Below are 23,990 nucleotides of genomic sequence, written 5' to 3' on the forward strand. Positions count from 1 at the left end.
CGGGGACCCTGCCGGCGTGGGCCCACGGTGGGTGGCCTGCCGGAACCTACTGGCTCTTTGGCAGGTTCTGCAGGTCTTCCTGGCCCACGCAGTTCCGGACGGAAGGGACCTTCGCTGCCGCTGCCGCCAGGTCCGCGAGCACAGTCGCGGAGCTGATCTTGTCCGGGTCCATCAGGATTTCCGTGGCAGGCTCCCGGCCGTAGGTGGTCAGCGTCCACACCGGGTCGCCTTCCTTGATGACCCAGTCGACGCCGTTAACGGTCACGCAGCGGTCGGTGGTGGGCCCCGGCACGTTGACTCCGCACCGCAGGATGACCAGCGAAGGATCCCCCCACGCCGCGGTGGCCTGGCTGTTGGTCTTCCGCAGCTTTGAATCGCCAATGGAATCAGGCAGCGCCAGCATCATCGGCGCACACGCCGGGTTGGCCGCGTCCTTGGCGGCAGTGACGTCCACTGGCGGTGAGCAGGCGGTCAGGGAAAGGGCGGCCACCGCTCCAACCATCGCCATCCTGGCGGCGCGGGCGGACAGGGGCAGGTGGTGGTGGTGCATGCTTCCAGCCTATCGCCGCCGCAGTGCCCGCCCGGACACAATGTCAGTCCGGCGCGGTAGCGTAGTGGCGTGCCTGAAGACCTCCGTAACCGCGTTGACCGCCAGCCCACCGTCGAGGGCCTTTCCGAAGCCGACCTGCTGGCCCGGATCTTTCCGCGCCTGCGCATGGAGGCCGGGCACACCGCCAGCACACTGCTGGGACCTGGGGATGACGCCGCCATCGTCGCCGCCACGGACGGCAAAACGGTCATCAGCATCGATACCCAGGTCCAGGACCAGGATTTCCGGCTCCTGTGGCCCAACGGCTACCGCACCACCGGATTCGACGTCGGATGGAAAGCAGCCGCGCAAAACCTCAGCGACATCAATGCCATGGGCGCACAAGCCACGTCCATGGTTGTCAGCCTCACGCTTCCCGTCGACACGCCCGTGAGCTGGGTGGAGGACCTGGCGGACGGCCTCACGGCCGGAATCCGGGAGCTCGGAGCAGTCCGTTGTTCCGTGGCCGGCGGGGACCTGGGCCGCGGTCGTGAAATATCGGTGACGGTGGCGGTGCTGGGAACGCTCGACGGCGGGCGGCCAGTCCTCCGGTCAGGCGCCCAGCCAGGGGACGTCCTGGCGTTGGCCGGCACGGTTGGCCATGCGGCTGCGGGGCTGGCCCTGCTGGAAGCGGATATTCCGGCGGACACACTGGGCCCGGCGGAAAGAGTCTTCCTGGACCTGCAGTGCCGCCCGCGTCCGCCGCTCGCGGCGGGTCCGGCAGCCCGCGCCGCAGGGGCCACGGCAATGCTCGACATCTCGGACGGGCTCCTGCGCGACGGCAGGAGGCTGGCTGCAGCCAGCAGCGTTGCCGTCGCCCTGGATCCCGCGCGCCTGGCCGAACTGGCGGAGGTCCTGGTTCCTGCGGCCGCCCTGCTGGGAGCCGATCCTGAGCAGTGGGTGCTGGGTGGCGGTGAGGACCACGGGCTGCTGGCCACATTCCCTGCCGATGTTCAGCTGCCACCCGGATTCACTGCGCTAGGCTCGATACATGCACTCGGTACCGACGATGGCCCGGGCGTCTTGACAGCGGGTCCGGCCGCGGGCACCGGGGGATGGGATCACTTTGCACACTAAGGTTGCCGCCAACGCGCTGGCGATGAAGAGGTGGCTGGGCAAGGCTGAAACTGCCCTCGGCAACCACAGCGACCGGCTGAACGCCATCAACATCTTCCCGGTAGCTGACGGCGATACGGGCACCAACCTGTACCTCACCGTCCGCGCTGCGGCCCGTTCCCTGGTGCTTGGCGAAGACCAGCCCGCCCCGGTTGACGTCGGGGAAGTCCTCGCCACCGCAGGGCAGGCAGCCATGGAGGAGGCACGCGGAAACTCCGGAACGCTCTTTTCGGTGTTCCTCTGCGCCGCGGCCGAGCCGTTGGCCGGACACACCAGGATGACGTCCACGCTCCTCGCCGCGGCCCTCAACCGTGCCCAGATCCGCGCCTGGTCCGCCCTGAGCGACCCCGTTCCCGGAACCATGCTGTCGGTCATGGAAGCGGCAGCCCGCGCTGCAGCAGCCGTCGACGCCGGCCAGGACGGCGATGACAGCAACCATGCCCTGGGCCTCACCCTCGACGCCGCGGTGGAGGGAGCGCTGGCCGCGGTGGTCCACACGGAGGAGCAGCTCGATGCGCTGCAGTCCGCCCGGGTGGTGGATGCCGGCGGCGTGGGCATGCTGCTGATCCTCGACTGCCTTCGCTCCGCCGTGATGGGCCAGGAACTGCAGGACGAACTCCTCGACGGACTGCACGGCTACGACGTCTCCGATCCCCACATCCACGCTTCCATGCCGGACGACGACGGCGTGGAAGTCATGTGCACCATCACCCTTTCGCCCCTGAACGCCGCCACCCTGCGGCAGCGGCTCGACGAGATCGGCGAGTCCGTCATCATGAGCCAGGTGGGCAGCGGCCCGGACACCGACGGCAACTACCGGTGGCGGGTCCACGTCCACGTCCCGGAACCAAACCCCGCCGTGGACATCATCCGGTCCCTCGGTGAACCATCCCAGATCAGCATCAGCGAGCTGGCGCTTCCCCGGGACGCTGCCGTGGATGCGGTGAATACCGGCGGGCATGAACGCTGAGCTGGACCTGGCCCTTGAACGGCGGATCGGAAAGCGGTCCGCCGCGGTCATCGAGAAACACCTCGGCATCACCACCGTCGAAGGCCTGCTTAACTACTTTCCCCGCCGCTACCTGACCCGCGGTGAACTGACACCCATCAGCGGGCTTCCGCTTGACGAGGAAGTCACCCTCATCGCCCGGGTATTGTCCAGCAGCACCCGGCACATGCAGGCACGCCGCGGAACCATCACGGACGTCATAGTTTCCGACGACGACGGGCAGCAGGGGCTGCGGCTGGTGGGAGGCCAGGACTACCACGGCAAGGTGCCGGGAACGCTGAAGATCAGCTTCTTCAACGGTTACAAGGCAAAAGCTGAACTCCTTCAGGGCCGGCGCGCCCTGTTCTCAGGAAAAGTCACCCGGTTCAAAGGGCAACTGGGCCTCACCAACCCGGACTTCCTCATCCTGGACGAGGACCCCTTCGCGCCGGGCAGTGATGATCCGGAGAAACTCGCAGCCATGCCGATTCCGGTGTATCCGGCTACCGCCAAGCTCCCCAGCTGGAAGATCCAGAAGGTGATCGCCACGCTGTTGGAGACCGCTGACCTCGGCTCTCTGGCGGACCCGCTTCCCCCCGCAGTGGCAGACCGGGAGGGCTTCCTTCCCGTGGCCGACGCCTACCGGCTTATCCATGCGCCTGAAACAGCGTCTGACTGGAAACGCGCCAGGGACCGGCTCCGCTACCAGGAGGCCCTGGTTTTGCAGTCCGCACTGGCCCGCCGCCGTGCCCAACTCGCCGCCGAGGAAGCCACCGCGCGGCGCCCCGTCAACGACGGGATCCTGTCCGCGTTCGACCAAAACCTGCCGTTCACCCTCACAGCCGGCCAGGCCGCCGTCGGGAAGACGCTGGCAACGGAACTGGCACAGGACGCGCCCATGAACCGGCTGCTGCAGGGCGAGGTGGGCTCCGGCAAGACCGTCGTGGCACTCCGGGCCATGCTCCAGGTGGTGGACAGCGGGGGACAGGCCGCGCTGCTGGCACCCACCGAGGTGCTCGCCGCCCAGCACTACGACTCCATCCGCCGCACCCTTGGCCCGCTGTCCAGCGACGGACTCCTGGGTGGGCTGGCCGGCGGCGGGTCTTCCGTGCAGGTCACTCTACTGACGGGCTCCATGCCCACCGCGGCCCGGAAGCAGGCCCTGCTGGATGCCGCCTCAGGGACGGCGGGAATCATCGTCGGAACCCACGCCCTGCTCAGCGACAACGTGTCCTTCTACGACCTCGGCCTGATCGTCGTGGACGAACAGCACCGCTTCGGCGTGGAACAGCGCGACGCCCTGCGGGCCAAGGCCCGGAAGCCGCCGCACCTGCTGGTCATGACCGCCACACCCATTCCCCGGACCGTGGCCATGACCGTGTTCGGCGACCTCGAAACCTCCACCCTCGATGAACTGCCCAAGGGCAGGGCCCCCATCGCTACCCACCTCGTGGGCCTTGCGGAGAACCCCGCCTGGGCGGGACGGATCTGGGCCCGCGCGCGGGAGGAGATCGACGCCGGCCACCAGGTGTACGTGGTCTGTCCCAAGATCGGAACGGACGACGACGGCGACTTCAGCCCGGGGGAGGCTGCGCCTCCGGGCCTGGAGGCGGAGGAGGGACGGGAGCTCGCATCGGTCACCGGCGTCGTGGACTATTTGCTGGCCGAACCCTCACTGGCAGGGGTTGCCCTGGCCCCGCTCCACGGGCGCCAGGACCCGGAGCTGAAAACGGACACCATGGCCGGGTTCACTGCCAACCGCATCAAGCTGCTGGTCTCCACGACGGTGATCGAGGTAGGCGTGGATGTGCACAACGCCACCCTGATGGTCATCCTGGACGCCGACAGGTTCGGAATCTCGCAGTTGCACCAGCTCCGCGGCCGCGTTGGCCGCGGCGGCCTGCCCGGGACCTGCCTGCTGGTCACTGCCCTGGAACCGGGCCACCCCAGCAGGAGACGGCTCGAAGCCGTCGCCGCCACCACGGACGGCTTCGTCTTGTCGCAGGAGGACCTCAAGCTCCGGCGCGAAGGCGACATCCTGGGCGCTTCCCAGTCAGGCGGGCGGTCAACTCTGAAGCTGCTGCGGGTCCTTGAGCATGAGGACATCATTGCCCGCGCCAGGGAAGACGCCCAGGCCATCGTCGGCCAGGATCCGCTGCTGTCCGCCCACCCCGAACTTGCCGATGCCATCGAGAAGTACCTCAACCCCGAGAAGGAGGCGTTCCTTGAACGCGGTTAGCAACCAATGCCTGCAGGGCGCCGGCGGATCGCGGTGGTCGCGGTGACCCGGATCATTTCAGGTGCGGCGGGCGGCACTCCGCTGACAGCGGTCCCGGGATCCCTGACCAGGCCTACCACTGACCGCGTTAAGGAAGCATTGTTTTCCCGCCTCGATGCCTTCGATGTGATCGCGGGTTCCCGCGTGCTGGATCTGTATGCGGGCTCTGGCGCGCTGGGTGTGGAAAGCGGCAGCCGGGGAGCCCTGACGGTGGACCTGGTGGAATCCGATGCCAAGGCAAGCGGCGTGTGCCAGCGGAACGCGGACCTGATCAACGGTGTTCTGGGCCGCAAGGCGGTGACCGTGCACCGCGCCCGGGTGGAGCCCTTCCTCGACCGCGCCCCCGAGGCCACGGCATGGGACCTGGTGTTCCTGGACCCGCCGTACCCGCTGGAGGAGGCCGGGCTGTCCGGGGTGCTGGAGAAACTCGCCGGGCACCTGGCCCCGGGCGCCGTCGTCGTAGTGGAACGCTCCTCCCGCTCCCCTGAACCGGGGTGGCCGCAGGGCCTGACCAGGTTCGCCGAGAAGAAGTACGGGGAGACCCGGCTGTGGTACGCGGAGCCGTTCGTGCCCGATGCAATCGCCGCCGAGGACCTGCCCGGGACGGACGGGCCGGATTCCCTGCGGGCCTAGCCCGAGAAGGGGTCCAGGTCCACCCCGGCCAGGACCCGCGCCGGGTGCGGGCCCCGCGCGGTCAGTTCGGCCGTCCAGGCTTCCGGCCAGGGGCCCTGCGTGCCCGCCAGGATAATGTTGCCCGGGTACCGGCCCTCAAACATCCCCGCTTCGGCGAAGGCGCCGACATCGGCCATGGCCTCACGCATCGCGGCCACCTGGCTCCTGACCAGCGTGAGGGCCGCTTCGTCGCCGACGTTGACAATAAGCAGCCCGTCCGGGCGCAAGCGGTGTCTGGCCTCCCGGTAGAAGCCGCTGGTGGCGATGTGGCCCGGTGCTTCAGGACCGGAAAAGATGTCCAAAATGACGACGTCGAACGTAAGGTCCGGAGCAAGCGCGGCGAGTGCCTCGCGGGCGTCGCCGATGATCGTGGTGAGGTCCGTTCCCTCAGGCATGGGCAGGTGCCTGAGGACAAAGTCGAGCAGTTCACGTTCCAGCTCAACTGCATACTGGATGGAACCGGGGCGGGTGGCCTGGATGTACCGTGCCAGGGTCAGCGCCCCTGCTCCCAGGTGCAGGGCCCTGATGGGTTCTCCCGGCGGTGCCGCGAGATCCACCAGATGCCCGATCCTGCGGAGGTACTCATAGAAGATCTCCGCCGGGCGGTCCAGGTTCACGTGGGACTGTTCGGCTCCGCCGATGGCGAGGACATAAGCGCCATCAGTAAACGCGTCAGGTTCGATGGTGGCATGCTGGCCTGTTGTCCGGAGGAACCTGCTGATGGCCCCGCCACTGCCGCCGGGCATCAGAGCCTGCCGCGCAGCGTTGCCAGCCGGGCGGCAGCCTCCTCCAGGACCTCCGTCTTTTTGCAGAAGGCAAACCGGAGCAGGCTTCGCGTGCGTTCGGCTCCCTCCGGATGGCAGAACACCGGAACGGGGATGGCGGCCACCCCCACCAGTGCGGGCAGCCGCCGGGCGAGGTCCAGGGCGTCCGTGATGCCCAGCGGCGCCGTGTCCACGTTGACGAAGTAGGTGCCCTTGGGGGTGAAGACGTCAAAGCCCGCGGCCCGGAGCCCGGCGCTGAGGATATCGCGCTTCTGTTCCAGGGCGGCGGCGATGCCGGTGTAGAAATCGTCCGGCAGGGCCAGGCCCGTGGCGATCGCGGCCTGGAACGGAGTGCCCGAACTGTAGGTGAGGAACTGCTTCACCGTGCGGACGGCCGAGACCAGTTCCTCGGGACCGCTCAACCAGCCGATTTTCCAGCCGGTCAGGGAAAAGGTCTTGCCGGCGGAGGAAATGGTGATGGTCCGGCCTGCGGCTCCCGGAAGCGCCGCCACCGGCGTGTGGCGGACGCCGAAGGTGAGGTGCTCGTACACCTCGTCGCTGATGATGATGGTGTCGTGCTTCTGCGCAAGGTCCACCACGCGCTGCAGGATCTCCGCAGGGAAAACGGCGCCCGTGGGATTGTGCGGATTGTTCAGCAGGACCACCCGCGTCCGCTCATTAAAGGCAGCTTCCAGTGCCGCAGGGTCGGGCAGGAAGTCGGGCGCGGCCAGGGGCACGGTGGCGTGCGTGGCGCCCGAGAGGCCGATGACCGCGCCGTAGGAGTCGTAGAACGGCTCAAAGGTCAGGACCTCGTCGCCGGGTCCGGCAAACGCCAGGAGGGACGCAGCGATCCCTTCGGTGGCACCGGTGGTGATAATGACCTCGGTTGCGGGGTCCGGCGCCAGCCCATAGAAGCGTTCCTGGTGCGCGGACACCGCCTCCCGAAGTGGGGGCAGCCCCTTGCCGGGTGCGTACTGGTTGGCCCCTGCAGCGATGGCTGCCCGGGCGGCCTCCCTGATTTCTGCCGGCCCGTCTTCATCCGGGAAGCCCTGACCCAGGTTAATGGCGCCGGTCTGGACGGCCAGGGTGGTCATCTCCTCGAAGATGGTGACGCCCAGGCCGCCGTCCGGAGCGAGGAGGTTGGCTCCGAGCGCTGTCCGCTGCCAGGGAGCAGGTGCCAGGGGGGTGGAAAGTTCCCGTGGTGGATGCATTCAGTCATGTTATCCCGGCCTTTCCATGGGGTAGGTTCGAAGCATGCGACGCGCTGTGTGCCCCGGATCCTTCGACCCCATCCACAACGGCCATCTTGAAGTCATTGCAAGGGCTGCGGGTCTTTTCGACGAGGTCATCGTGGCCATCTCCACCAACTACGCGAAAAAGTACATGTTCAGCCTCGAGGAACGGCTGGAGATGGCGCGCGAAACCCTCGCGTCCCTCAAGGGCATCGTGGTGGAGCCGGTGGGCGAGGGCCTCCTGGCCGAGTATTGCCGCCAGCGGGGTGTGTCCGCCATCGTCAAGGGACTGAGGTCATCGTCGGACTTCGACTACGAGCTTCCGATGGCCACCATGAACCGCCAGTTGAGCGGAGTGGAGACAGTTTTCCTCCCGGCCGAAGCAAGCTACGTCCACCTGTCCTCCACGCTGATCAAAGAGGTGGCGGTCCTGGGCGGCAGCGTCACGGACTACGTGCCCCGGTCGGTGCACCGCCGTATGGTTGCCGGCGAGCCTTCGGCGGATCAGCAGCCAAGGCGGTAGGCTGGATCGGTACTTCGGCGCTGCCTCCTGCCGGTTTGAGTCACCATGGCTCTTCAGGCTAAGATGGTACGTCGGTCATATGTTCAACAGGAGTTCTCATTAACAGAGATGCTGGTTCGCCCCTGGCGTTCGACGTCAAGGACCTCGGGCGCAGCCCGGGAAGCATGCGGACGCTGAAGGAACATGTACCCGCACCGGGTGATCTTGGTGTGGCGCTTATTGGTGTTCAGGAAGGCTCGGATGTCGAGCTCGACCTGAGGCTTGAGGCCGTACACGAAGGAATTCTGGTATCAGGAACCGTTGTCGCTGAAGTAACCGGCGAGTGCGGCCGATGCCTGGATCCCCTTGCGTATGACCTTGAGGTCAATGTGCAAGAACTTTTCTTCTACGAGGGCGCTGAGTTCTCGGACGGAGAAGAAGATGAAGAGCAACGTCGAGTCGAGCACGATGTAATCGATCTTGAACCGGTGTTGCGGGACGCGGTTGTCACCAATCTGCCGTTCCAGCCGGTGTGCCGGGAAGACTGCCAGGGCCTTTGCTCCGAATGCGGAGCTCGCCTGGAAGACGAGCCGGGGCACCACCACGAGGTCCTGGATCCTCGCTGGGCTGCCCTAGCTGATATGGCTAAGCCTGACCGGCAAAATTGATTTGTACGTGTTTGTCTAGAGAGAAATGAGTTAGCCGTGGCTGTTCCCAAGCGGAAAATGTCTCGCTCGAATACCCGCGCCCGCCGCTCGCAGTGGAAGGCGACCGCCCCTCACCTGGTGAAGACCGTTGAGAACGGCCAGGTCACCTACAGCCTGCCGCACCAGGCAAAGGTCGTTACCGACTCTGCTGGCACCGCGCTGTTCCTTGAGTACAAGGGCCGCAAGGTCGCTGACGTCTAATCGGCCCAACAGGCTGACTGATGTCTTCAACTGAAGAGCTTCTGAAGCGTCTCGGTGTCTCTATTGACGCCGGGACGCTTCGTCTTGCGCTCACGCACCGTTCGTACGCCTACGAGAACGGCGGCATCCCCACCAACGAGCGGCTCGAGTTCCTGGGCGACTCCATCCTGGGGTTCTCCGTGACCGACGCCCTCTACCGGGACAACCCGAACCTGCCCGAGGGCGAACTCGCCAAGCGCCGCTCCGCCGTCGTCAGTACCCGTGCGCTTGCCGGCATCGGCCGCAGCTTGGGCATCGGGGAATTCATCTATCTTGGCCAGGGCGAGAAGCTCACCCATGGCAAGAACAAGGCTTCCATCCTGGCGGACACCATGGAAGCCCTGATCGGGGCCACCTACGTCTCGAACGACATCGAGACGGCGCGCCAACTGGTCATGCGGCTAATTGGTCCGCTGCTGAAGGATGCCGCCGTCCTGGGCGCCGGCACCGACTGGAAGACCAGTATCCAGGAACTCGCAGCCAGCCGGCAGCTGGGCAGCATCCACTACGCAGTGGAGGGTTCCGGGCCTGACCATGCCCGCACCTTCACCGCTGTCCTGAATATCGGCGGAACCGCCTACGGCAAGGGTTCCGGTCACTCCAAGAAGGAAGCGGAACAGGAAGCCGCGGCAGACGCGTGGCGGGTGCTTTCCGGCGCTGGGGCCCAGGAGGCCTCCAGTACCGGCGCAAGCTCCGTGGCCGCCCAGTAGCGTCCATGCCCGAACTGCCCGAGGTGGAGGTTGTCCGCCGTGGCCTGGTGAACTGGGTCCGCGGCAGGACCATCCGTGATGTTGAAGTCCTCGACCCACGCTCCATCCGCCGCCATGCCCTTGGCGTCGGGGACTTCATCGGCAACCTCGAAGGTGCCACTGTCTCCGACGTCGTGCGCCGGGGAAAGTTCCTCTGGATGCCGCTGGTGGACAGCTCTGCTGCCGGATTGGACACCCCGGAGACCGATTGCCTGCCCCACGTTGCCCTTATGGCGCACCTGGGCATGAGCGGGCAGCTGCTGATGCAGGACCCAGCCGTCCCCGATGAAAAGCACCTTAAAGTCCGGTTCCGGCTCAGCCCGCGGGACGGGATGCCGGATCAACTGCGGTTCGTGGACCAGCGGATCTTCGGCGGCCTCTTCGTCACCACGCTGGTACCCACTGACGACGGCGGACCAGGCGGCCTGGCGGAATCCCCTCTTCCCCTGATTGCAGAGGAAGCAGCACACATTGCCAGGGACCCCCTGGACCCTGCCTTCTCCTTTGACGTCTTCTACCAGCGCCTCCGCAAGCGCAAAACGGGGCTGAAGCGGGCGCTGCTGGACCAGGGACTGGTGTCCGGCATCGGCAACATCTACGCCGACGAAGCACTGTGGCGTGCCCGCCTGCACTTCGCCCGGGCCACCGACACCCTGCGCAGGAGTGAAGCCCAGCGCGTCCTCGACAGCGCCCGCGAGGTAATGCTCGATGCCCTGGCAGCAGGCGGGACCAGCTTTGATTCGCTGTACGTCAACGTCAACGGCGCCTCAGGCTACTTTGACAGGTCCCTCAATGCCTACGGCCGGCAGGGCGAGCCCTGCAGGAGGTGCGCCGCAGCGGGTATCAATGCGACCATCCGCCGGGACCAGTTCATGAACCGTTCCTCCCACACCTGCCCCGTCTGCCAGCCGCGGCCCCGCAACGGCCGCTGGTAGCGGCCGCCCAACCCCGCCTCGCAGGCCCGCTCAGCGGGAGCCGTAGTAGTCCGTGAGCCGGGCGAGGCCTTCGTCGATGGATACTTGGGGAGTCCAGGCGAGGAGCGCGTGGGTTTCACGCTGGTCGAACCAGTGTGCCGTGGACAACTGCTCTGCGAGGAACCTGGTCATGGGCGGTTCGTCCTGCTTGCCGAGCCGAAGCCACGCCCGCTCCACCACTGATCCTGCCAGCCGCGCCAGTGGGCCGGGGACGGACCAGGCCGGAGCGGGTACGCCGTCGGCAGCGCAGATCCCTGCAATGAGTTCGCCCACGGGCCGGGGCTCACCGTTGGTGACCACCAGCGCCCGGCCGCGGATATGCCCCATGCGCTCCAGCGCGGCAACGATGGCGGCTGCCGCGTTGTCCACGTACGTGGTGTCGATCAGGGCAGCACCGGCATCCAGCAGCGGCAACCGCTTCCGGGCCGCCCGTGCCAGCACCCGTTCCACCAGCTGGGTGTCCCCGGGTCCCCACACCACGTGCGGCCGCACCGCGGCGACACGGAAGTCCGGTGCGTCTGCGGCAAGGGCCAGCAGTTCCGCCTCGGCTTTGGTGCGGGAGTAGTCGCCGTGGGCATGTACCGGGTCGGCCGGCTCAGCGCCCAGCCCTGCGATGGCGGCCCCCGAGTTGGCCACCGACGGCGAGGACACGAAAACGAAGTCCCTGACCCCGGCGTCGCGTGCTGCCTGGAGCAGCCGCCGGGTTCCCTGGACGTTCACTTCGTTGAATTCCTGCGCACGGCCGGTAAAGGAAACCTTGGCGGCCAGGTGGATGACGCCCTCAACGCCCCGGACGGCTGCCGAAACCGCCGCCTCATCGGTGAGGGAGCCACTGCGGTCCGTCACGCCGTCGACCCTTGACGGACGCCGCTGGAAGGTGGTGACCGCATGGCCCTTCCGCACCAACAGGCCTGCCACCTCCCGGCCCAGCAGCCCGCTGGCGCCGGTGACCAGCACCCTCATGGCGTCCCCGGGCGGCCGCCCGCCAGCACGGACGATGCCCACCGGGCCAGCCGCGTCCGGTCGATCTTGGCGTTGTGGCGGACGTCGGTGGGCTGTTCGGGGACAACCAGTACGGCGGCGACGGACACGCCCGCGCCGCGTGCTGCGGCCCGCACCTTGCCCGCCAAGTCCGGACCGGCAAGGCCGGCTTTCGGGGCCGGCGGGACGGTTTCGACGACGGCGGTGACGGCCTGCGTCCCCGCCGGTCCCACCCCTACCACGGCTGCCATGCCGACGCCGTCCAGGCTTTCGATGGCCTGTTCCGGGCCTACCGGGGTCACTGCGCCGCCAGGTGCAGTGACGACGTGCGCAAGGCGTCCTTCCACCCACAGCCGTCCCCGGGCGTCGAAATGGCCCACGTCCCCGGTGCGGTGCCATCCGGCGGGACCGCTGCTCAGCTCCTGGGTCAGCCAGAGGCGGTCGTAGGCGTCCTTGACGTGCGGCGCATTCACCAGGACCTCTCCCGTGATGCCCGCATCGGTGACGGGCAGGGAGCCAGGGGCGGTGCCGTCTCCTGCCAGCGGGACAACGGCTACGCGGGCACCGTGGACGGGCAGGCCCACACACACGCCGTTGCCCGCGCCCGTCATCGTTCCGGCAGCGGCATCAGCGGCGGCGGCCTGGATTTGTTCGAAGCTGATGTCGGTGACGGGCAGCGCCTCGGTCATCCCGTACGGGGTGTGCAGCGAAGCGCGGGGCACCAGCTGCTGCACCTCCGCGAGGAGTGCTTCGGGAACGGGCGCGCCGGCGGAGAGGAGCAGGTCGACGCGCTCAAGTGCGGCGGTACCCTCCGGGGTGAGTCCGCCATGTGTGGCGACGACGTTGCGCAGGGCAGCCGGGGACGCGAAGACCACCGTTGCATCGATGGCCGCCGCGGCATCGGCGAGGGCGCGTGCAGTCAATGTGCGGGGTGCGGTAACATCCATCGCCGGCGTCACCGAGACGGCCCCCAGGGCTGGCCCCAGCAGGGCAAAGGGCGCGAAACCCGCCACCAGGCGCTGGCCGGGACGGATCCCAAAGGTTTGGGCCACGGTGTCCCGCATGGCGGCAAGCTGCCGATGGGTATACAACACGCCCTTTGCAGGACCGGTGGAACCGGAGGTGAAGAGCACCGCGGCGGGGGAGTCCGGGGCCGGCAGGGGCCGCGCAACACTGCCCCCAGCCCCGGCCCTTTCCGAACCTGCCCTCGCCAGGGCGGCAAGGGAGGTTTCCACCCCGAGGAGGCGGCGGCGTCCCGCCGGGAGCTCCTGCACACTGATGCGCCGGGCTGCCCACCCGAGGGCCCGGGCGGCGGCCAAGGCCTTGTCGATCCCGATCAGGACATCGGGAGTGGCTCCCTTGACGGCCCGGCTCAGGCCCCTGGTGCCCAGGCCGGCGTCGGCCACCACCACCACAGCACCGAGCCGCAGGCAGGCATACAGGGCCACGGTGAGGTCCACCCCCGGCGGAACCATCAGGCTCACCCGGCTGCCCGGCCCAACGCCCGCCTCCTGCAGGCCCGCGGCAAGGTGTCCAACAGCCGCCTCCAGCTGCTTCCACGTCAGGAAGCGGGCCACGGTGCCGTCCGTTGCCATTTCGACGACGGCCCTCCCGTCGCCCGCTGGTCCCGCCGCCAGTTCGGCAAGCGGCGCCCACAGGGGCTCAAAGCTGTCGGTGCCCTGTACGGCGGCGGGGGGGTCGGCAGCACGGGTACCACCACCGGTAACGCGCCCCGCGAGCCACTCGAAGACCGGCGTGGCAATGTCCCGGTCCTCGGCCACCAGGTGCCCCGCGCCCTCGTAGCGGTGCACGTCCGCATGCGGGAGCCGGGTGATGAGGTCCTTGAGGTAGCGGTCCGAGAAGATGGGGTCGCGCGGACCCCACAGCATCAGGGCTGGAACATCCAGCCCGCGCACCCCCTCCGCCACCCCGGTGAGCGCGGCAAAGCTTGGGTGGGACGCGTCAACGGGAATATCCGCAACAAAGTTGCCCACCCCGGCGCGCCGGGACGCCCCGCGGTAAGGGGCCATGTAAGCGGTCCGGACCTCCGCGGACAGTGGCGGGTGTGCCAGAGAATGCGTCACCCGCAGGAAGGCATCCGAGGTGATGGTGCCCCATTTGTGGACGGCGGGGTGCAGGGCAAGCCGCAGCGCTGCCGGAATGGGAGAGCCTTCCGGCTGGTGCACCGCGGTGTTGGTCAGGACCACCCCGGCCAGCTGGTGTTCGTGCGCCAGGGCCCAGCCGAGGCTGATGACGCCGCCCCAGTCGTGGCCTACGGAAACCACTGGCCCCTCCAGGGCCAGGGCGTCGGTGAGGTCGCCCAGGTCGTTGATCCTGTCGGCCAGCCGCCGGACCGTCCCGGTGCGCTCGGAAAATCCCATGTCCAACTGGTCCACGGCCACCACACGCCATGGATGGGCCGCGTCGGATCCGCCGGCCAGCAGGGTCCGCCACAGGTAGGACCAGGTTGGGTTGCCGTGCACGCACAGCAGGGTCCCCAGGGGAGCCAGTCCGCGGCGGGCAAGTTCTGCACCGTTATCCAGCAGGTGCCAGCGGTGCACGGTGCCGGGGGCATCAGCGCCGGAGGTGGAGGGGACTTCGAGTTCGCGTGACCATTCGGCGTTGACGCCGGGCCAGTCCGCGATCACCAAACGATTTCCAGCATGGCGGTGTTCAGGCCGGATCCCACGCCCATGCACAGGACCCGGTCACCGCTCCCCAAGGACTGGGCCTCGGCTGCCAGCGTCATGGGAAGGGAGGCAGGCCCCACATTGCCCCAGTGCGGGAACGTGATGGGCACCTTGTCCGGGTCCAGGTCGATCGCCTCGATAATGGCCTGCGTGTAGGCGTTGCTGACCTGGTGGGTGACGTAGCGGTCCATGGCAGCCCAGTCCCACTCGGGCTGGGCCTCATGCCACGCTTCGACGACCAGCTGCAGGCCGCCGTCGAGCAGTCCCTTTGTATCGGTGTGCATGCCGTCGATGCCGCCCACGCACAGTTCGTGGTGTTCGGTGCCGGCCCGCATCACGCCGCCCACCACGCGGTGGGCGCCGGGGTGCTGGTCGGCCGGTCCCAGGACGGCGGCGGCGGCTCCGGAGCCCAACGTCAGCGTGGCGAACTCGCGGTTGAAGTCGGCCCGGGTGGTTTCGGGCCGCTGGAGGCGTTCCAGGGTGGCCTCCTGGGTCAGCTGGGCGTCCTCGCCATTGACAATCACGGCGTACCTGATCTGGCCCGAATCGATCATGTTGGCGGCCAGGGTCAGGGCATTGACGAAGCCCAGGCAGGCATTGGCAAGGTCGAAGTTCATGGCCGACGACGGCAGGCTGAGTCCGTGGTGGATCTTCACCGCGACGGACGGTTCCAGGTTGCGCCTGGTCACCGAGGTGTTGATCAGCAGGCCGACGTCGGATGCCTCGATGCCCGCCTCGGCCAGGGCCTTGGCACCGCCTTCCACCGCAGCGTCGTCGAACGACGTGCCGGCGGCCCACCAGCGGCGGTGCGTGATGCCTGCGACGCGTTCCAGCAGCCGCGGCGGGAACTTCAGCCGCTGCAGGGTTGACGCCAGGCGCCGGTCAAAGTCCGTGGAACTCACAATCCTTGGAGCTTCAACGCTGCTCACGGAGAGCAGCGCGGTGTTGCTGTGGCGGAAGGTTGCATTACCTGCCAATTCAAGCCCCTCTTCGTTTCTGTCCCGCATTCCTGCGGTGACTGTACCCACAAAAACGCAGGCTCAAGAGCTTAACTATGCCTTTGCCTGCCCGGAACATGCATATTCACGCGTGGCGCAGGCGTTGGCTTCCGGGCGCTGCTGCGGGGAAATGTCGGTCCTGCGCAGTAGATTGTAGTGAGCCGGTTCCCGCAATCCTGCCCTATCCGCTCCAGGAGACCAGAAAAGCCTTGCACCTCAAAAGCCTGACCGTCCGGGGGTTCAAGTCCTTTGCGTCTGCCACCACCTTCGACTTCGAACCCGGTGTCACCGCCGTGGTGGGTCCCAACGGATCCGGGAAGTCCAACGTGGTGGACGCCCTGGCCTGGGTCATGGGCGAGCAAGGCGCCAAAACCCTCCGCGGCGGCAAGATGGAGGACGTCATTTTCGCCGGGACGTCCGGGCGGCCGCCCCTTGGCCGGGCACACGTTTCGCTCACCATCGACAACGCCGACGGCGCCCTGCCCATTGAATACAGCGAAGTCACCATTTCCCGGACGCTGTTCCGTACGGGCGGCTCCGAGTATGCCATCAACGGTGCCGCCTGCCGGCTGCTGGATATCCAGGAACTGCTTTCCGACTCCGGGCTGGGCCGGGAGATGCACGTCATCGTGGGCCAGGGCCAGCTGGACCGCGTGCTGCACGCCACCCCCGAGGACCGCCGCGGCTTCATCGAGGAGGCAGCAGGGATCCTCAAGCACCGCAGGCGCAAGGAACGCACGGTCCGGAAACTGGAGGCCATGCAGGCCAATCTCCAGCGCCTCACCGACCTCACCGGGGAAATCCGGCGCCAGCTGACGCCCCTGGGCAAGCAGGCGGAGGTGGCCCGCCGCGCCCAGCGCGTCCAGTTCGACGTCAGGGACGCCCGCGCCCGCCTGCTTGCCGACGACCTCGTCCAGTTGCAGCTGGCGCTGGAGCGGGACGTGGCGGACGAGGCTGCGCTCAAGGCCCGGCGTGCCGCCGTCGAGCAGGAACTCGAAACGGGCCGCAGGCGGCAGGCAGCGCTGGAGCAACTTGCGGCAGAGGCCACACCGCGCCTTAATGCCGCCCGTGACACCTGGTACCGGCTCTCCACTGCCCGGGAGCGGCTTCGCTCGCTCGGCTCGCTGGCCACTGAGCGCAGCCGCCTGCTGGGTTCGGAAGATGCCGCGCCCCCGCCGGGCAGGGACCCCGAACAGCTCGAACGCCAGGCAGCCCGGGTGCGGCAGGAGCTCGCCGAACTTGAACAGGACATTGAAACCAGGCGCAGTGCCCTGGAGACGGCCAGCGCCGCAAAGGCCGAAGCGGAGCAGGCGGCCCTGGCCGAGGACCAGCGGCTCACCGCCCAGCTCCGGGCGGCAGCCGACCGGCGGGAAGGGCTGGCACGGCTTGCCGGCCAGGTGGCGGCCGCCAGGTCCCGCGTGGAGTCCGCACAGGCGGAACTGGGACGGCTGCGCGAATCCCTTACCGCCGGAACCGAACGCCGCGCCCGTGCCCAGGCCGAGTTCACGGCGTTGGAGAACCAGGTGGCGGGCGTGGAGGAGGGGGAAGAATCCCTCGACGCCGACTATGAAGCTGCAAGCGAGGCCCTGGACGCTGTGCTCCAGGAGATCACGGACCTCAAGGCCGCCGTCAACGAAGGAGTCCGGAAACGGGATGCCCTGGCCGCGCGGCTCGACGCCCTCAAGCTGGGGCTCGACCGCAAGGACGGCGCCCGGCACGTGCTGGAATCAGGCCTTCCAGGGGTGCAGGGAAGCGTCGCCGCCACGATCACGGTGCAGGCCGGTTATGAAGCGGCCATCGCCGCCGCCCTGGGACAGGCATCTGAAGCAGTGCTGGTCAAGGACAAGGACACGGCCGTTGAGGTGCTGCAGCGGCTCAAGGACGACGACGCCGGGCGGGCATCGCTGCTCCTCGCCTCGGCTGCGGCGGGCCACCAGAGGGACGGCGACCACCCTGCCGTCCGGCTGCCCGAGGGGGCGCAATGGGCCGCCGACCTCGTGGAGGGGCCCGCGGGGCACCTCGCCCTGGTCCGGCACCTGCTGGCCGGGACCGCCGTCGTATCCGGCATCGACGCCGCGTCCACCCTCGTGGCCTCGGTGCCCGGCCTCACGGTGGTCACCGGCGAGGGTGACGTCTTCACGGCGTTAACGGCGGCCGGCGGTTCTGCCAAGGCACCGTCGCTGCTCGAGGTACAGGCGGCAGTGGACGACGCCGACCGCAGCCTTTCTGCGGTCACCGCGGACCTGGAGCGGAACAGGTTCGCCCTGGCCGGCGCCGAGGCGCGGCGCGCAGGTGCGCAGGAGGAAGCGGACGCCGCCCTGGACAAGCTGCACGAATCTGACGCCCGCCTCGCGGCGGTCGCTGAACGCCTGGGCCACCTGAACTCCGTCCTGCGCAGTGCCGTGGGCGAGAGCGAACGGCTGGCCGCGTCCTTGGCGCGGGCGGAAGGGAATGTCGCTGCCGAGCAGGAAGCGCTCGCGGCCGTTACCGCCCGCCTGGCGGCAGCCCAGGAAGCACCCGTTGAAGAGGAGCCCTCCACCGAACAGCGGGACGCCCTGGCACATGCCGCCTCCGCCGCCCGCGCAGCAGAGGTGGAGGCACGGTTGTCCCTGCGCAGTGCCGAGGAGCAGCTGGCCGCCACGCGCAACCGGGTGGCATCACTGGAACGCGCCGCCGCCACCGAACGCCGTGCCCGCGAGGAAGCCGCGGAGCGCGCCCGGCGCCGCCGGATCCAGGCCAAACGGGCAGCCGCCGTTTCCGCAGGCGTGGAACTGGCACTCGGCTACGTGGATGTCTCGGTGGACCTGGCACGGCACGAACGGGACCTGGCCGAGGAGAACCGCGAGCTGCGTGACCGCGGACTGCGCGACATCCGGGAAGCGAACGACGCCCTGGCCCGGGAACTGGCCGACCTCACCGACAACGTGCACCGCGACGAGCTCGCCCGGGCCCAGCAACGGGCCAGGATCGAGGCAGTGGAAACCCGCTCCGTGGATGAACTGGGCATTACCCCCGAGGCCCTGGTGGAGGAATTCGGCCCGCACGTCCCCGTGCCCGTGCCTGCGGAGGAATCCAGCGACAAATGGGCCGCCCTCCGCGCCCCCGTTGATGCTGGCGGGCAAGAGATCGTGGAAGGAAAGCCCTACGTCCGGCAGGAGCAGGAGAAGCGGCTGCGGAAGGCAGAACGGGACCTGGCCAGCCTGGGCAAGGTCAACCCCCTGGCACTTGAGGAATTCGCGGCACTGGAGGAACGGCACCAGTTCCTCAGCACCCAGCTGGAGGACCTGAAGGCCAGCCGCCGGGACCTGCTGGACATCATCAAGGAAGTGGACGACCGCGTCCAGCGCGTCTTCGCCGAAGCCTTCGAGGATACCCAGGCGCAATTCACCAGGGTTTTCGACCGCCTTTTTCCCGGCGGCGAAGGCCGGTTGGTCCTTACCGACCCCACGGACATGCTGACCACCGGCATCGAGGTGGAGGCGCGTCCGGCGGGCAAGAAGATCAAGCGGCTGTCGCTGCTCTCCGGCGGTGAGCGGTCCCTGACCGCGGTGGCGCTGCTGGTGGCCATCTTCAAGGCCAGGCCCTCGCCGTTCTACGTCATGGACGAGGTGGAAGCGGCACTGGACGACACCAACCTGGGCCGGTTGATCACCATCTTCGAAGAGCTCCGGGAATCCAGCCAGCTCATCGTCATCACCCACCAGAAGCGCACCATGGAAGTGGCGGACGCGTTGTACGGGGTAACGATGAGGGGCGACGGCGTTTCCACGGTGATCAGCCAGCGCCTCGGCGCGGAGGTTTAGCAGCGGCGCAGAGGAATAGCAGCAGCGCGGGCGGCGGCGAAAAGGGCAGGTCAGCTGCGCGGTAGGCGCCGGAAGGGGGCAAGCCGTTTGTGAGAAGCTAGGGGAGTGAATGACATCCTTCCCATTGTCCTGTCCATTCTTGCTGCGCTGGTGGTCATCGGGGCCTTGATCCCGGTCCTGATCAAGACGCGGAGGAACATCACCAGGTACCCCGGTACACGGGACGCCAATGACCCCGAAATCCGCTCCGGCGGAAGCACCGCGGTGGCGGACCGCGAGGGAACCATCGAGCGCGCGGCCCCGCAGGGCGCCGACCTCGATGAGCTGGACACCACAATGGTTCCGGACAATGCTGCCGGGCTGGAAACCATCCCCGTTGAAACCCCGCTTCCGGTCGCGGGACGCCTCACCCGCCTGCGCGAACGGCTGGTCCGCTCGAACAACATTATGGGCAAGGGGCTGCTGGCCCTGCTGTCCAGCGACCGCATCGACGAGAGCGTCTGGGACGAAGTGGAGGAGACACTCCTGCTCGCGGACCTGGGCACCGAGCCCACCATGCAGCTGGTGGATGCCCTCCGGGAGCGGGTCAAGGTCCTGGGCACCCGGACCCCGGAACACGTCAAGGCCATGCTGCGCGAAGAGCTCATCAAGCTCGTGGATCCCACCATGGACCGCAGCCTGAACGTCCAGCGGCATGCCGACAAGCCCGCCGTGATGATGGTGGTGGGCGTGAACGGCGTGGGCAAGACCACCACGGTGGGCAAACTGGCACGTGTGCTGGTGGCCGAGGACAAGGACGTCCTGCTGGGCGCCGCGGACACCTTCCGCGCCGCCGCCGCCGAGCAGCTGGCCACGTGGGGCCAGCGCGTCGGCGTTCCCACCGTGAAGTCGGACATCGACGGCGCCGACCCCGCCTCCGTTGCCTACGAGGCAGTAAAGGCAGGCATCGAGCAGGAAGTGGACGTTGTCATGATCGACACCGCCGGCCGCCTGCAGAACAAGGTTGGCCTGATGGATGAACTGGGCAAGGTCAAGCGCGTCGTGGAGAAGCTGGCAGAGGTGGATGAGGTCCTGCTGGTGCTGGACGCCACCACCGGCCAGAACGGCCTGAACCAGGCGCGGGTCTTCTCCGAGGTGGTCAACGTCACCGGCATCGTCCTGACCAAGCTGGACGGAACCGCAAAGGGCGGCATCGTCGTGGCCATCCAGAAGTCCCTCGGTGTGCCGGTCAAGCTCATCGGTCTGGGCGAAGGTGCCGACGACCTGGCACCGTTCGACACCGAAAGCTTCGTCGACGCCCTGCTGAACTAGCTGACCGCTGAACCGGCTGACTCCTGAACCGGCCTGGTTCCAGAACTCCGGCAGGGCCTGCTACGGCCCTGCCGTACGGAGCGATTCCCGGGTGGGAAGCCAGGCGACGGCGGCCAGGAGCATGATGCCGCCGGTGACCCCAAAGGCCCAGCCGAAGCCCAGCCGGTCCGCCAGCAGCCCTGCCACGACCGGCCCAACGATCGCGCCGACGTCGGACATCATCTGGTAGACGGCCAGCACCTTGCCGCCCGAGCGGCCATTGCCGATGACATCGGCCACTGCAGCCTGCTGGGCTGGGCCGAAGAGGCCGGACCCGACGCCGGCCAGCGTCGACGCCGCCAGGAACCAGGGCAGGTCCGTGGTGATCCCGATTGCCGCGGTTGCCAGGGCTGCCACCAGCAAACCCGCGATCATCATGGGCTTGCGCCCCACCGAGTCGGCCAGGCGCCCCGAGAAGGTGAGCGCGGCGGCGTTGCCGGCAGCGAACACGGCCAGGGCCAGGCCGGCAGCCTGCGGGCCTGCTCCGAAAGCGGCCGCCGCGAACAGCGGCACGGTTGCCATCCGCACGCCAAAGGTGGCCCAGCCGTTGGCAAAGCTGGAAGCGAGGGCCGAACGGTAGGTGCCCGCGCCCAGGGCTTCGCCGATGCGCATGTCCGGTGACCGCTTCTGTGCGTCTCCGCCGTCCCTGCGTTGATGGCTGAGCTGGGTCTGAACCACGAAAGCGGCAACGAGCAGGGCGGCGGCGTAGGCGAGGAACGGGACCCGCAGGCCCAGCCCCGCCAGGAGGCCTCCCACGATGGGCCCGCACACGTTCCCGATCAGGAACGCTGAGGCGTAGGCTCCCGAGACCCTTCCCCTGCTTTGAGGCGGCGCCAGCCGGACCACCAGGGCCATGGATGCCACGGTGAACATCACCGAGCCTGCCCCGCCAAGGCCGCGGAACAGCAGCAGCTGCCAGTAGTCCTGGGCGAAGGCGCACGCCGCGGTGGACAGTGCCACGATCAACAGACCGGCAACGTAGATGGGGCGTTCTCCCCGCTTGCCGATCAATGCACCGCCGGCCGGGGCAAAAGCCAGGCGCATGAACGCGAAGATCGCCACGATGACGGCAGCCTCGGTGTTTCCCACTCCAAAGGTTGTGGCGAACTGGGGCAATACGGGCGCAACAAGCCCGAATCCAAGCGCGATGAGGAAGGCCGCGGCCAGCATCACCTTGATGTCGCGGGGGAGCCTTTCGCGCTGCGGCCGCAGCCGCGCCCAAAACCTTGAGGTGGCGCCGTTGGCGCGGGGTGGTGCCGTCATGCTGGGGAAATCCTCGCTGGAAAGGGAGCCGGGTGGCTGCGCGGGTGCGGAAACATAACCGTAACAAGGCGGATATGCACCATTTACTTCCTAGAGGTTGTTGTAACAGGCCGGCAATCTAAATCCTCCGCGGGCGAAACACGCCACCCACACACTCTTTACAGGACGCAAAAGGCGTTGGCAGGCGGAGTACTTCCGCAAGATTCGATGAGAGAGGACGTGCACCATGGAACTTACCGCAGGTCACGTTTGGGTCATGGTGGCGGCAGCCCTTGTGCTGTTCATGACACCCGGTCTGGCATTTTTCTACGGCGGCATGACCCGCGCCAAGGCAGCCCTGAACATGATGATGATGAGCTTCATCTCCATCGGCATGGTGGGCGTCGTCTGGGTCCTGTGGGGCGCCTCCATGAGCTCCGGGGAAGGGTTCATGGAGATCGTCGGCAACCCGTTCGCCACCTTCGGCCTTGAGGGAATCACCACCCCCGATGGCCTGATCAAGGTTGGCTACGCCGCCACGTTCGCCATCATCACGGTGGCACTGATCAGCGGCGCCATCGCAGACCGTGCCAAGTTCGGCGCCTGGTCCGTGTTCGTTCCCGTGTGGGTCACGCTGGTCTACTGCCCGCTCGCCTACATGGTGTGGGGCGGCGGCCTCTTCGGCCCTGAAGGAGCCATCGGCAAAGCCCTTGGCCCCGCCATCGACTTCGCCGGCGGCACGGTGGTCCACATCAACGCAGGTGTGGCCGCGCTCATCCTGGTCCTGATCATCGGCAACCGCAAGGGCTTCGGCAAGGACCCCAACCACCGCCCGCACAACATTCCGTTCGTCATGCTCGGCGCGGCCATCCTCTGGTTCGGCTGGTTCGGCTTCAACGGCGGTGCAGCCACCACTGCCGAACAGGGCGGCCTGATCTGGGTCAACACCCTCGCAGCCCCGGCAGCTGCCATGCTCGGCTGGCTGGTCACTGAGCGGATCCGCGACGGCCACCCCACCTCGCTCGGCGCAGCATCCGGCGTGGTTGCCGGCCTGGTTGCCATCACTCCGGCCTGCGCCAACGTCAGCCCCGTGGGCGCCCTGGGCCTGGGAGTCGTGGCCGGCGTAGCTTCCGCCCTGGCAGTCGGCCTGAAGTTCCGTTGGGGCTTCGATGACTCGCTCGACGTCGTGGGCGTGCACCTGGTATCCGGCATCATCGGCACCGTGGCGCTGGGCTTCATCGCCCTGCCCACCGACGGTGTTGGCGGCGGCCTCTTCTACGGCGGCGGACTGGCACAGCTCTGGGCACAGCTCGCGGCAGCCGGCATCGCCATTGCCTACTCCGCGATCCTGACCACCATCATCGCCCTGGCCATCCACAAGACAATGGGCTTCCGCGTCTCGCAGGAACAGGAAACGGTGGGTGTGGACCTCAGCCTGCACGCCGAGACTGCCTACGAGTTCGGCGTCAGCGGCCACGGCGGAAGCTTCCAGCCGCTGCATGACCTGATCACCGGCAAGGGCCTAACCCCTGAAGCCGCGCAGGCAGCGGAAGCGCAGAAGGCACAGTCAGCAACAGGCAAGGAAAGCGTGGGGGCATGAAACTGATCACTGCAATCGTCAGGCCGGAAAAGCTCGAAGCCATCAGGGAAGGGCTGGAAGCCTACGGCGTCCAGGGCCTGACGGTCAGCGCGGCCAGCGGCTACGGCCGGCAGCGCGGCTACACCGAGGTTTACCGCGGGGCGGAATACAACGTGGACCTCCTGCCCAAGATCCGGGTGGAAGTGCTGGCAACGGACGAACAGGCCGATGACATCCTGGACGTGATCATTGCCAGCTCCAATACCGGCAGGGCAGGGGACGGCAAGGTCTGGACCATGGACGTCCACGAAGCAGTGCGGGTCCGTACAGGGGAACGCGGAGTGGCCGCCATCTAGGTGTATTGACCTGAGAGGTTGGTGACGCGGCTGGCCGGTGGCTGACCGTTGAGTGAGGTGTGGCCTCGATGATGATTGTAATGATGGAGCCAGTCGGCGAAAGCGGCAACACGCTCGGCCTCGGAGGCGTAGGGACGGGCGTAGGCCCATTCGTCGAGCATGGTGCGGTTGTAGCGCTCG

21 protein-coding genes are annotated in these 23,990 nt (G+C 67.8%); 13 read left to right on the top strand and 8 right to left on the bottom strand.

Features of this window, described 5'->3' with window-relative positions; all coding sequences use genetic code 11:
- Positions 1–46 precede the first annotated feature (46 nt).
- Complete coding sequence (locus tag ACETK3_RS01990) at positions 47–550, bottom strand: DUF3515 domain-containing protein (RefSeq protein WP_237428453.1); 504 nt, start codon at positions 548–550, stop codon at positions 47–49.
- A 69-nt stretch (positions 551–619) separates the two neighbouring features.
- Between ACETK3_RS01990 and thiL the strand changes: the two genes are divergently transcribed.
- From thiL to rsmD, 4 genes are read left to right on the top strand one after another with little or no spacing between them, the layout of a single operon-like run.
- Positions 620–1,666, top strand: coding sequence for a thiamine-phosphate kinase (gene thiL / locus ACETK3_RS01995; protein ID WP_373992413.1), 1,047 nt, complete (start codon positions 620–622; stop codon positions 1,664–1,666).
- A gap of 22 nt (positions 1,667–1,688) precedes the next feature.
- On the top strand, positions 1,689–2,675 hold the full coding sequence (locus tag ACETK3_RS02000) for a DAK2 domain-containing protein (protein ID WP_237430516.1): 987 nt from the start codon (positions 1,689–1,691) through the stop codon (positions 2,673–2,675).
- A complete protein-coding gene (locus ACETK3_RS02005) occupies positions 2,665–4,932 on the top strand; it encodes an ATP-dependent DNA helicase RecG (RefSeq protein WP_237428451.1) in 2,268 nt (755 codons plus the stop codon). Before ACETK3_RS02000 ends, ACETK3_RS02005 begins: the two co-directional genes overlap by 11 nt.
- A gap of 42 nt (positions 4,933–4,974) precedes the next feature.
- Complete coding sequence (gene rsmD / locus ACETK3_RS02010) at positions 4,975–5,604, top strand: 16S rRNA (guanine(966)-N(2))-methyltransferase RsmD (RefSeq protein WP_237430515.1); 630 nt, start codon at positions 4,975–4,977, stop codon at positions 5,602–5,604.
- On the opposite strand, the gene ACETK3_RS02015 is transcribed toward rsmD, so the two are convergent.
- Together ACETK3_RS02015 and ACETK3_RS02020 are read right to left on the bottom strand one after the other, a co-directional pair.
- Positions 5,601–6,389, bottom strand: coding sequence for a spermidine synthase (locus ACETK3_RS02015; protein WP_237428450.1), 789 nt, complete (start codon positions 6,387–6,389; stop codon positions 5,601–5,603). The genes rsmD and ACETK3_RS02015 overlap by 4 nt on opposite strands.
- Complete coding sequence (locus tag ACETK3_RS02020; RefSeq protein ID WP_237428449.1) at positions 6,389–7,618, bottom strand: aminotransferase class I/II-fold pyridoxal phosphate-dependent enzyme; 1,230 nt, start codon at positions 7,616–7,618, stop codon at positions 6,389–6,391. The genes ACETK3_RS02015 and ACETK3_RS02020 overlap by 1 nt, the downstream gene beginning before the upstream one ends.
- A 43-nt stretch (positions 7,619–7,661) precedes the next feature.
- On the opposite strand from ACETK3_RS02020, the gene coaD reads away from it, so the two are divergent.
- The 5 genes from coaD (at position 7,662) to mutM (ending at position 10,772) form a co-directional block, all read left to right on the top strand.
- Complete coding sequence (gene coaD / locus ACETK3_RS02025; protein ID WP_236798671.1) at positions 7,662–8,162, top strand: pantetheine-phosphate adenylyltransferase; 501 nt, start codon at positions 7,662–7,664, stop codon at positions 8,160–8,162.
- A gap of 164 nt (positions 8,163–8,326) precedes the next feature.
- Entirely contained in the window at positions 8,327–8,809 is a 483-nt protein-coding gene (locus ACETK3_RS02030; RefSeq protein WP_236798670.1) for a DUF177 domain-containing protein, read from the top strand.
- A gap of 36 nt (positions 8,810–8,845) precedes the next feature.
- Positions 8,846–9,049: a 50S ribosomal protein L32 gene (rpmF, locus tag ACETK3_RS02035; RefSeq protein ID WP_009356569.1), complete on the top strand. Its 204-nt coding sequence runs from the start codon at positions 8,846–8,848 to the stop codon at positions 9,047–9,049.
- A 20-nt stretch (positions 9,050–9,069) separates the two neighbouring features.
- The gene (gene rnc / locus ACETK3_RS02040) at positions 9,070–9,798 is read left to right on the top strand and encodes a ribonuclease III (RefSeq protein WP_236798669.1); all 729 of its coding nucleotides are present in this window, start codon (positions 9,070–9,072) and stop codon (positions 9,796–9,798) included.
- A 5-nt stretch (positions 9,799–9,803) separates the two neighbouring features.
- Positions 9,804–10,772 (top strand): bifunctional DNA-formamidopyrimidine glycosylase/DNA-(apurinic or apyrimidinic site) lyase, encoded by a 969-nt coding sequence (gene mutM / locus ACETK3_RS02045; protein ID WP_236798668.1) that lies wholly within the window; start codon positions 9,804–9,806, stop codon positions 10,770–10,772.
- A 30-nt stretch (positions 10,773–10,802) separates the two neighbouring features.
- Here the strand turns inward: mutM and ACETK3_RS02050 are convergent, their stop codons facing one another.
- The 3 genes from ACETK3_RS02050 to ACETK3_RS02060 are packed head-to-tail and all read right to left on the bottom strand — an operon-like array spanning position 10,803 to position 15,459.
- Positions 10,803–11,774, bottom strand: a complete 972-nt coding sequence (locus ACETK3_RS02050) for an NAD(P)-dependent oxidoreductase (RefSeq protein ID WP_237428448.1) — start codon at positions 11,772–11,774, stop codon at positions 10,803–10,805.
- Entirely contained in the window at positions 11,771–14,443 is a 2,673-nt protein-coding gene (locus ACETK3_RS02055) for an alpha/beta fold hydrolase (RefSeq protein WP_373992414.1), read from the bottom strand. Before ACETK3_RS02055 ends, ACETK3_RS02050 begins: the two co-directional genes overlap by 4 nt.
- On the bottom strand, positions 14,437–15,459 hold the full coding sequence (locus tag ACETK3_RS02060) for a 3-oxoacyl-ACP synthase III (RefSeq protein WP_373992415.1): 1,023 nt from the start codon (positions 15,457–15,459) through the stop codon (positions 14,437–14,439). Before ACETK3_RS02060 ends, ACETK3_RS02055 begins: the two co-directional genes overlap by 7 nt.
- A 230-nt stretch (positions 15,460–15,689) precedes the next feature.
- On the opposite strand from ACETK3_RS02060, the gene smc reads away from it, so the two are divergent.
- Positions 15,690–19,283, top strand: a complete 3,594-nt coding sequence (smc, locus tag ACETK3_RS02065) for a chromosome segregation protein SMC (protein ID WP_373992416.1) — start codon at positions 15,690–15,692, stop codon at positions 19,281–19,283.
- Positions 19,284–19,388: 105 nt separating this feature from the next.
- Entirely contained in the window at positions 19,389–20,594 is a 1,206-nt protein-coding gene (gene ftsY, locus ACETK3_RS02070; protein ID WP_236798663.1) for a signal recognition particle-docking protein FtsY, read from the top strand.
- Positions 20,595–20,654: 60 nt separating this feature from the next.
- Here the strand turns inward: ftsY and ACETK3_RS02075 are convergent, their stop codons facing one another.
- Positions 20,655–21,896: an MFS transporter gene (locus ACETK3_RS02075; protein ID WP_237428444.1), complete on the bottom strand. Its 1,242-nt coding sequence runs from the start codon at positions 21,894–21,896 to the stop codon at positions 20,655–20,657.
- A gap of 226 nt (positions 21,897–22,122) precedes the next feature.
- Here ACETK3_RS02075 and ACETK3_RS02080 point away from each other — a divergent pair, with 226 nt between their 5' ends.
- Positions 22,123–23,475 carry an ammonium transporter gene (locus ACETK3_RS02080; protein WP_236798661.1) on the top strand — a complete coding sequence of 451 codons (1,353 nt, stop codon included), beginning with the start codon at positions 22,123–22,125 and terminating at the stop codon, positions 23,473–23,475.
- On the top strand, positions 23,472–23,810 hold the full coding sequence (locus ACETK3_RS02085; protein WP_159631736.1) for a P-II family nitrogen regulator: 339 nt from the start codon (positions 23,472–23,474) through the stop codon (positions 23,808–23,810). The genes ACETK3_RS02080 and ACETK3_RS02085 overlap by 4 nt, the downstream gene beginning before the upstream one ends.
- Here the strand turns inward: ACETK3_RS02085 and ACETK3_RS02090 are convergent.
- A partial coding sequence (locus tag ACETK3_RS02090) for an integrase core domain-containing protein (RefSeq protein WP_373992417.1) occupies positions 23,807–23,990 on the bottom strand: 184 nt, incomplete at its 5' end. The two genes, ACETK3_RS02085 and ACETK3_RS02090, sit on opposite strands and share 4 nt — an antisense overlap.

Source organism: Arthrobacter sp. E44 (assembly GCF_041877125.1).
Taxonomy (GTDB): domain Bacteria; phylum Actinomycetota; class Actinomycetes; order Actinomycetales; family Micrococcaceae; genus Arthrobacter.

Excerpts from the sequence above, each read along its gene's own strand:
- ACETK3_RS01990 (WP_237428453.1), bottom strand. The coding sequence starts at position 550 with ATGCACCACCACCACCTGCCCCTGTCCGCCCGCGCCGCCAGGATGGCG.
- ACETK3_RS02000 (WP_237430516.1), top strand. The coding sequence starts at position 1,689 with ATGAAGAGGTGGCTGGGCAAGGCTGAAACTGCCCTCGGCAACCACAGC.
- ACETK3_RS02005 (WP_237428451.1), top strand. The coding sequence starts at position 2,665 with ATGAACGCTGAGCTGGACCTGGCCCTTGAACGGCGGATCGGAAAGCGG.
- ACETK3_RS02015 (WP_237428450.1), bottom strand. The coding sequence starts at position 6,389 with ATGCCCGGCGGCAGTGGCGGGGCCATCAGCAGGTTCCTCCGGACAACA.
- ACETK3_RS02020 (WP_237428449.1), bottom strand. The coding sequence starts at position 7,618 with ATGCATCCACCACGGGAACTTTCCACCCCCCTGGCACCTGCTCCCTGG.
- coaD (WP_236798671.1), top strand. The coding sequence starts at position 7,662 with ATGCGACGCGCTGTGTGCCCCGGATCCTTCGACCCCATCCACAACGGC.
- ACETK3_RS02030 (WP_236798670.1), top strand. The coding sequence starts at position 8,327 with ATGCGGACGCTGAAGGAACATGTACCCGCACCGGGTGATCTTGGTGTG.
- rnc (WP_236798669.1), top strand. The coding sequence starts at position 9,070 with ATGTCTTCAACTGAAGAGCTTCTGAAGCGTCTCGGTGTCTCTATTGAC.
- mutM (WP_236798668.1), top strand. The coding sequence starts at position 9,804 with ATGCCCGAACTGCCCGAGGTGGAGGTTGTCCGCCGTGGCCTGGTGAAC.
- ACETK3_RS02050 (WP_237428448.1), bottom strand. The coding sequence starts at position 11,774 with ATGAGGGTGCTGGTCACCGGCGCCAGCGGGCTGCTGGGCCGGGAGGTG.
- ACETK3_RS02075 (WP_237428444.1), bottom strand. The coding sequence starts at position 21,896 with ATGACGGCACCACCCCGCGCCAACGGCGCCACCTCAAGGTTTTGGGCG.
- ACETK3_RS02080 (WP_236798661.1), top strand. The coding sequence starts at position 22,123 with ATGGAACTTACCGCAGGTCACGTTTGGGTCATGGTGGCGGCAGCCCTT.
- ACETK3_RS02085 (WP_159631736.1), top strand. The coding sequence starts at position 23,472 with ATGAAACTGATCACTGCAATCGTCAGGCCGGAAAAGCTCGAAGCCATC.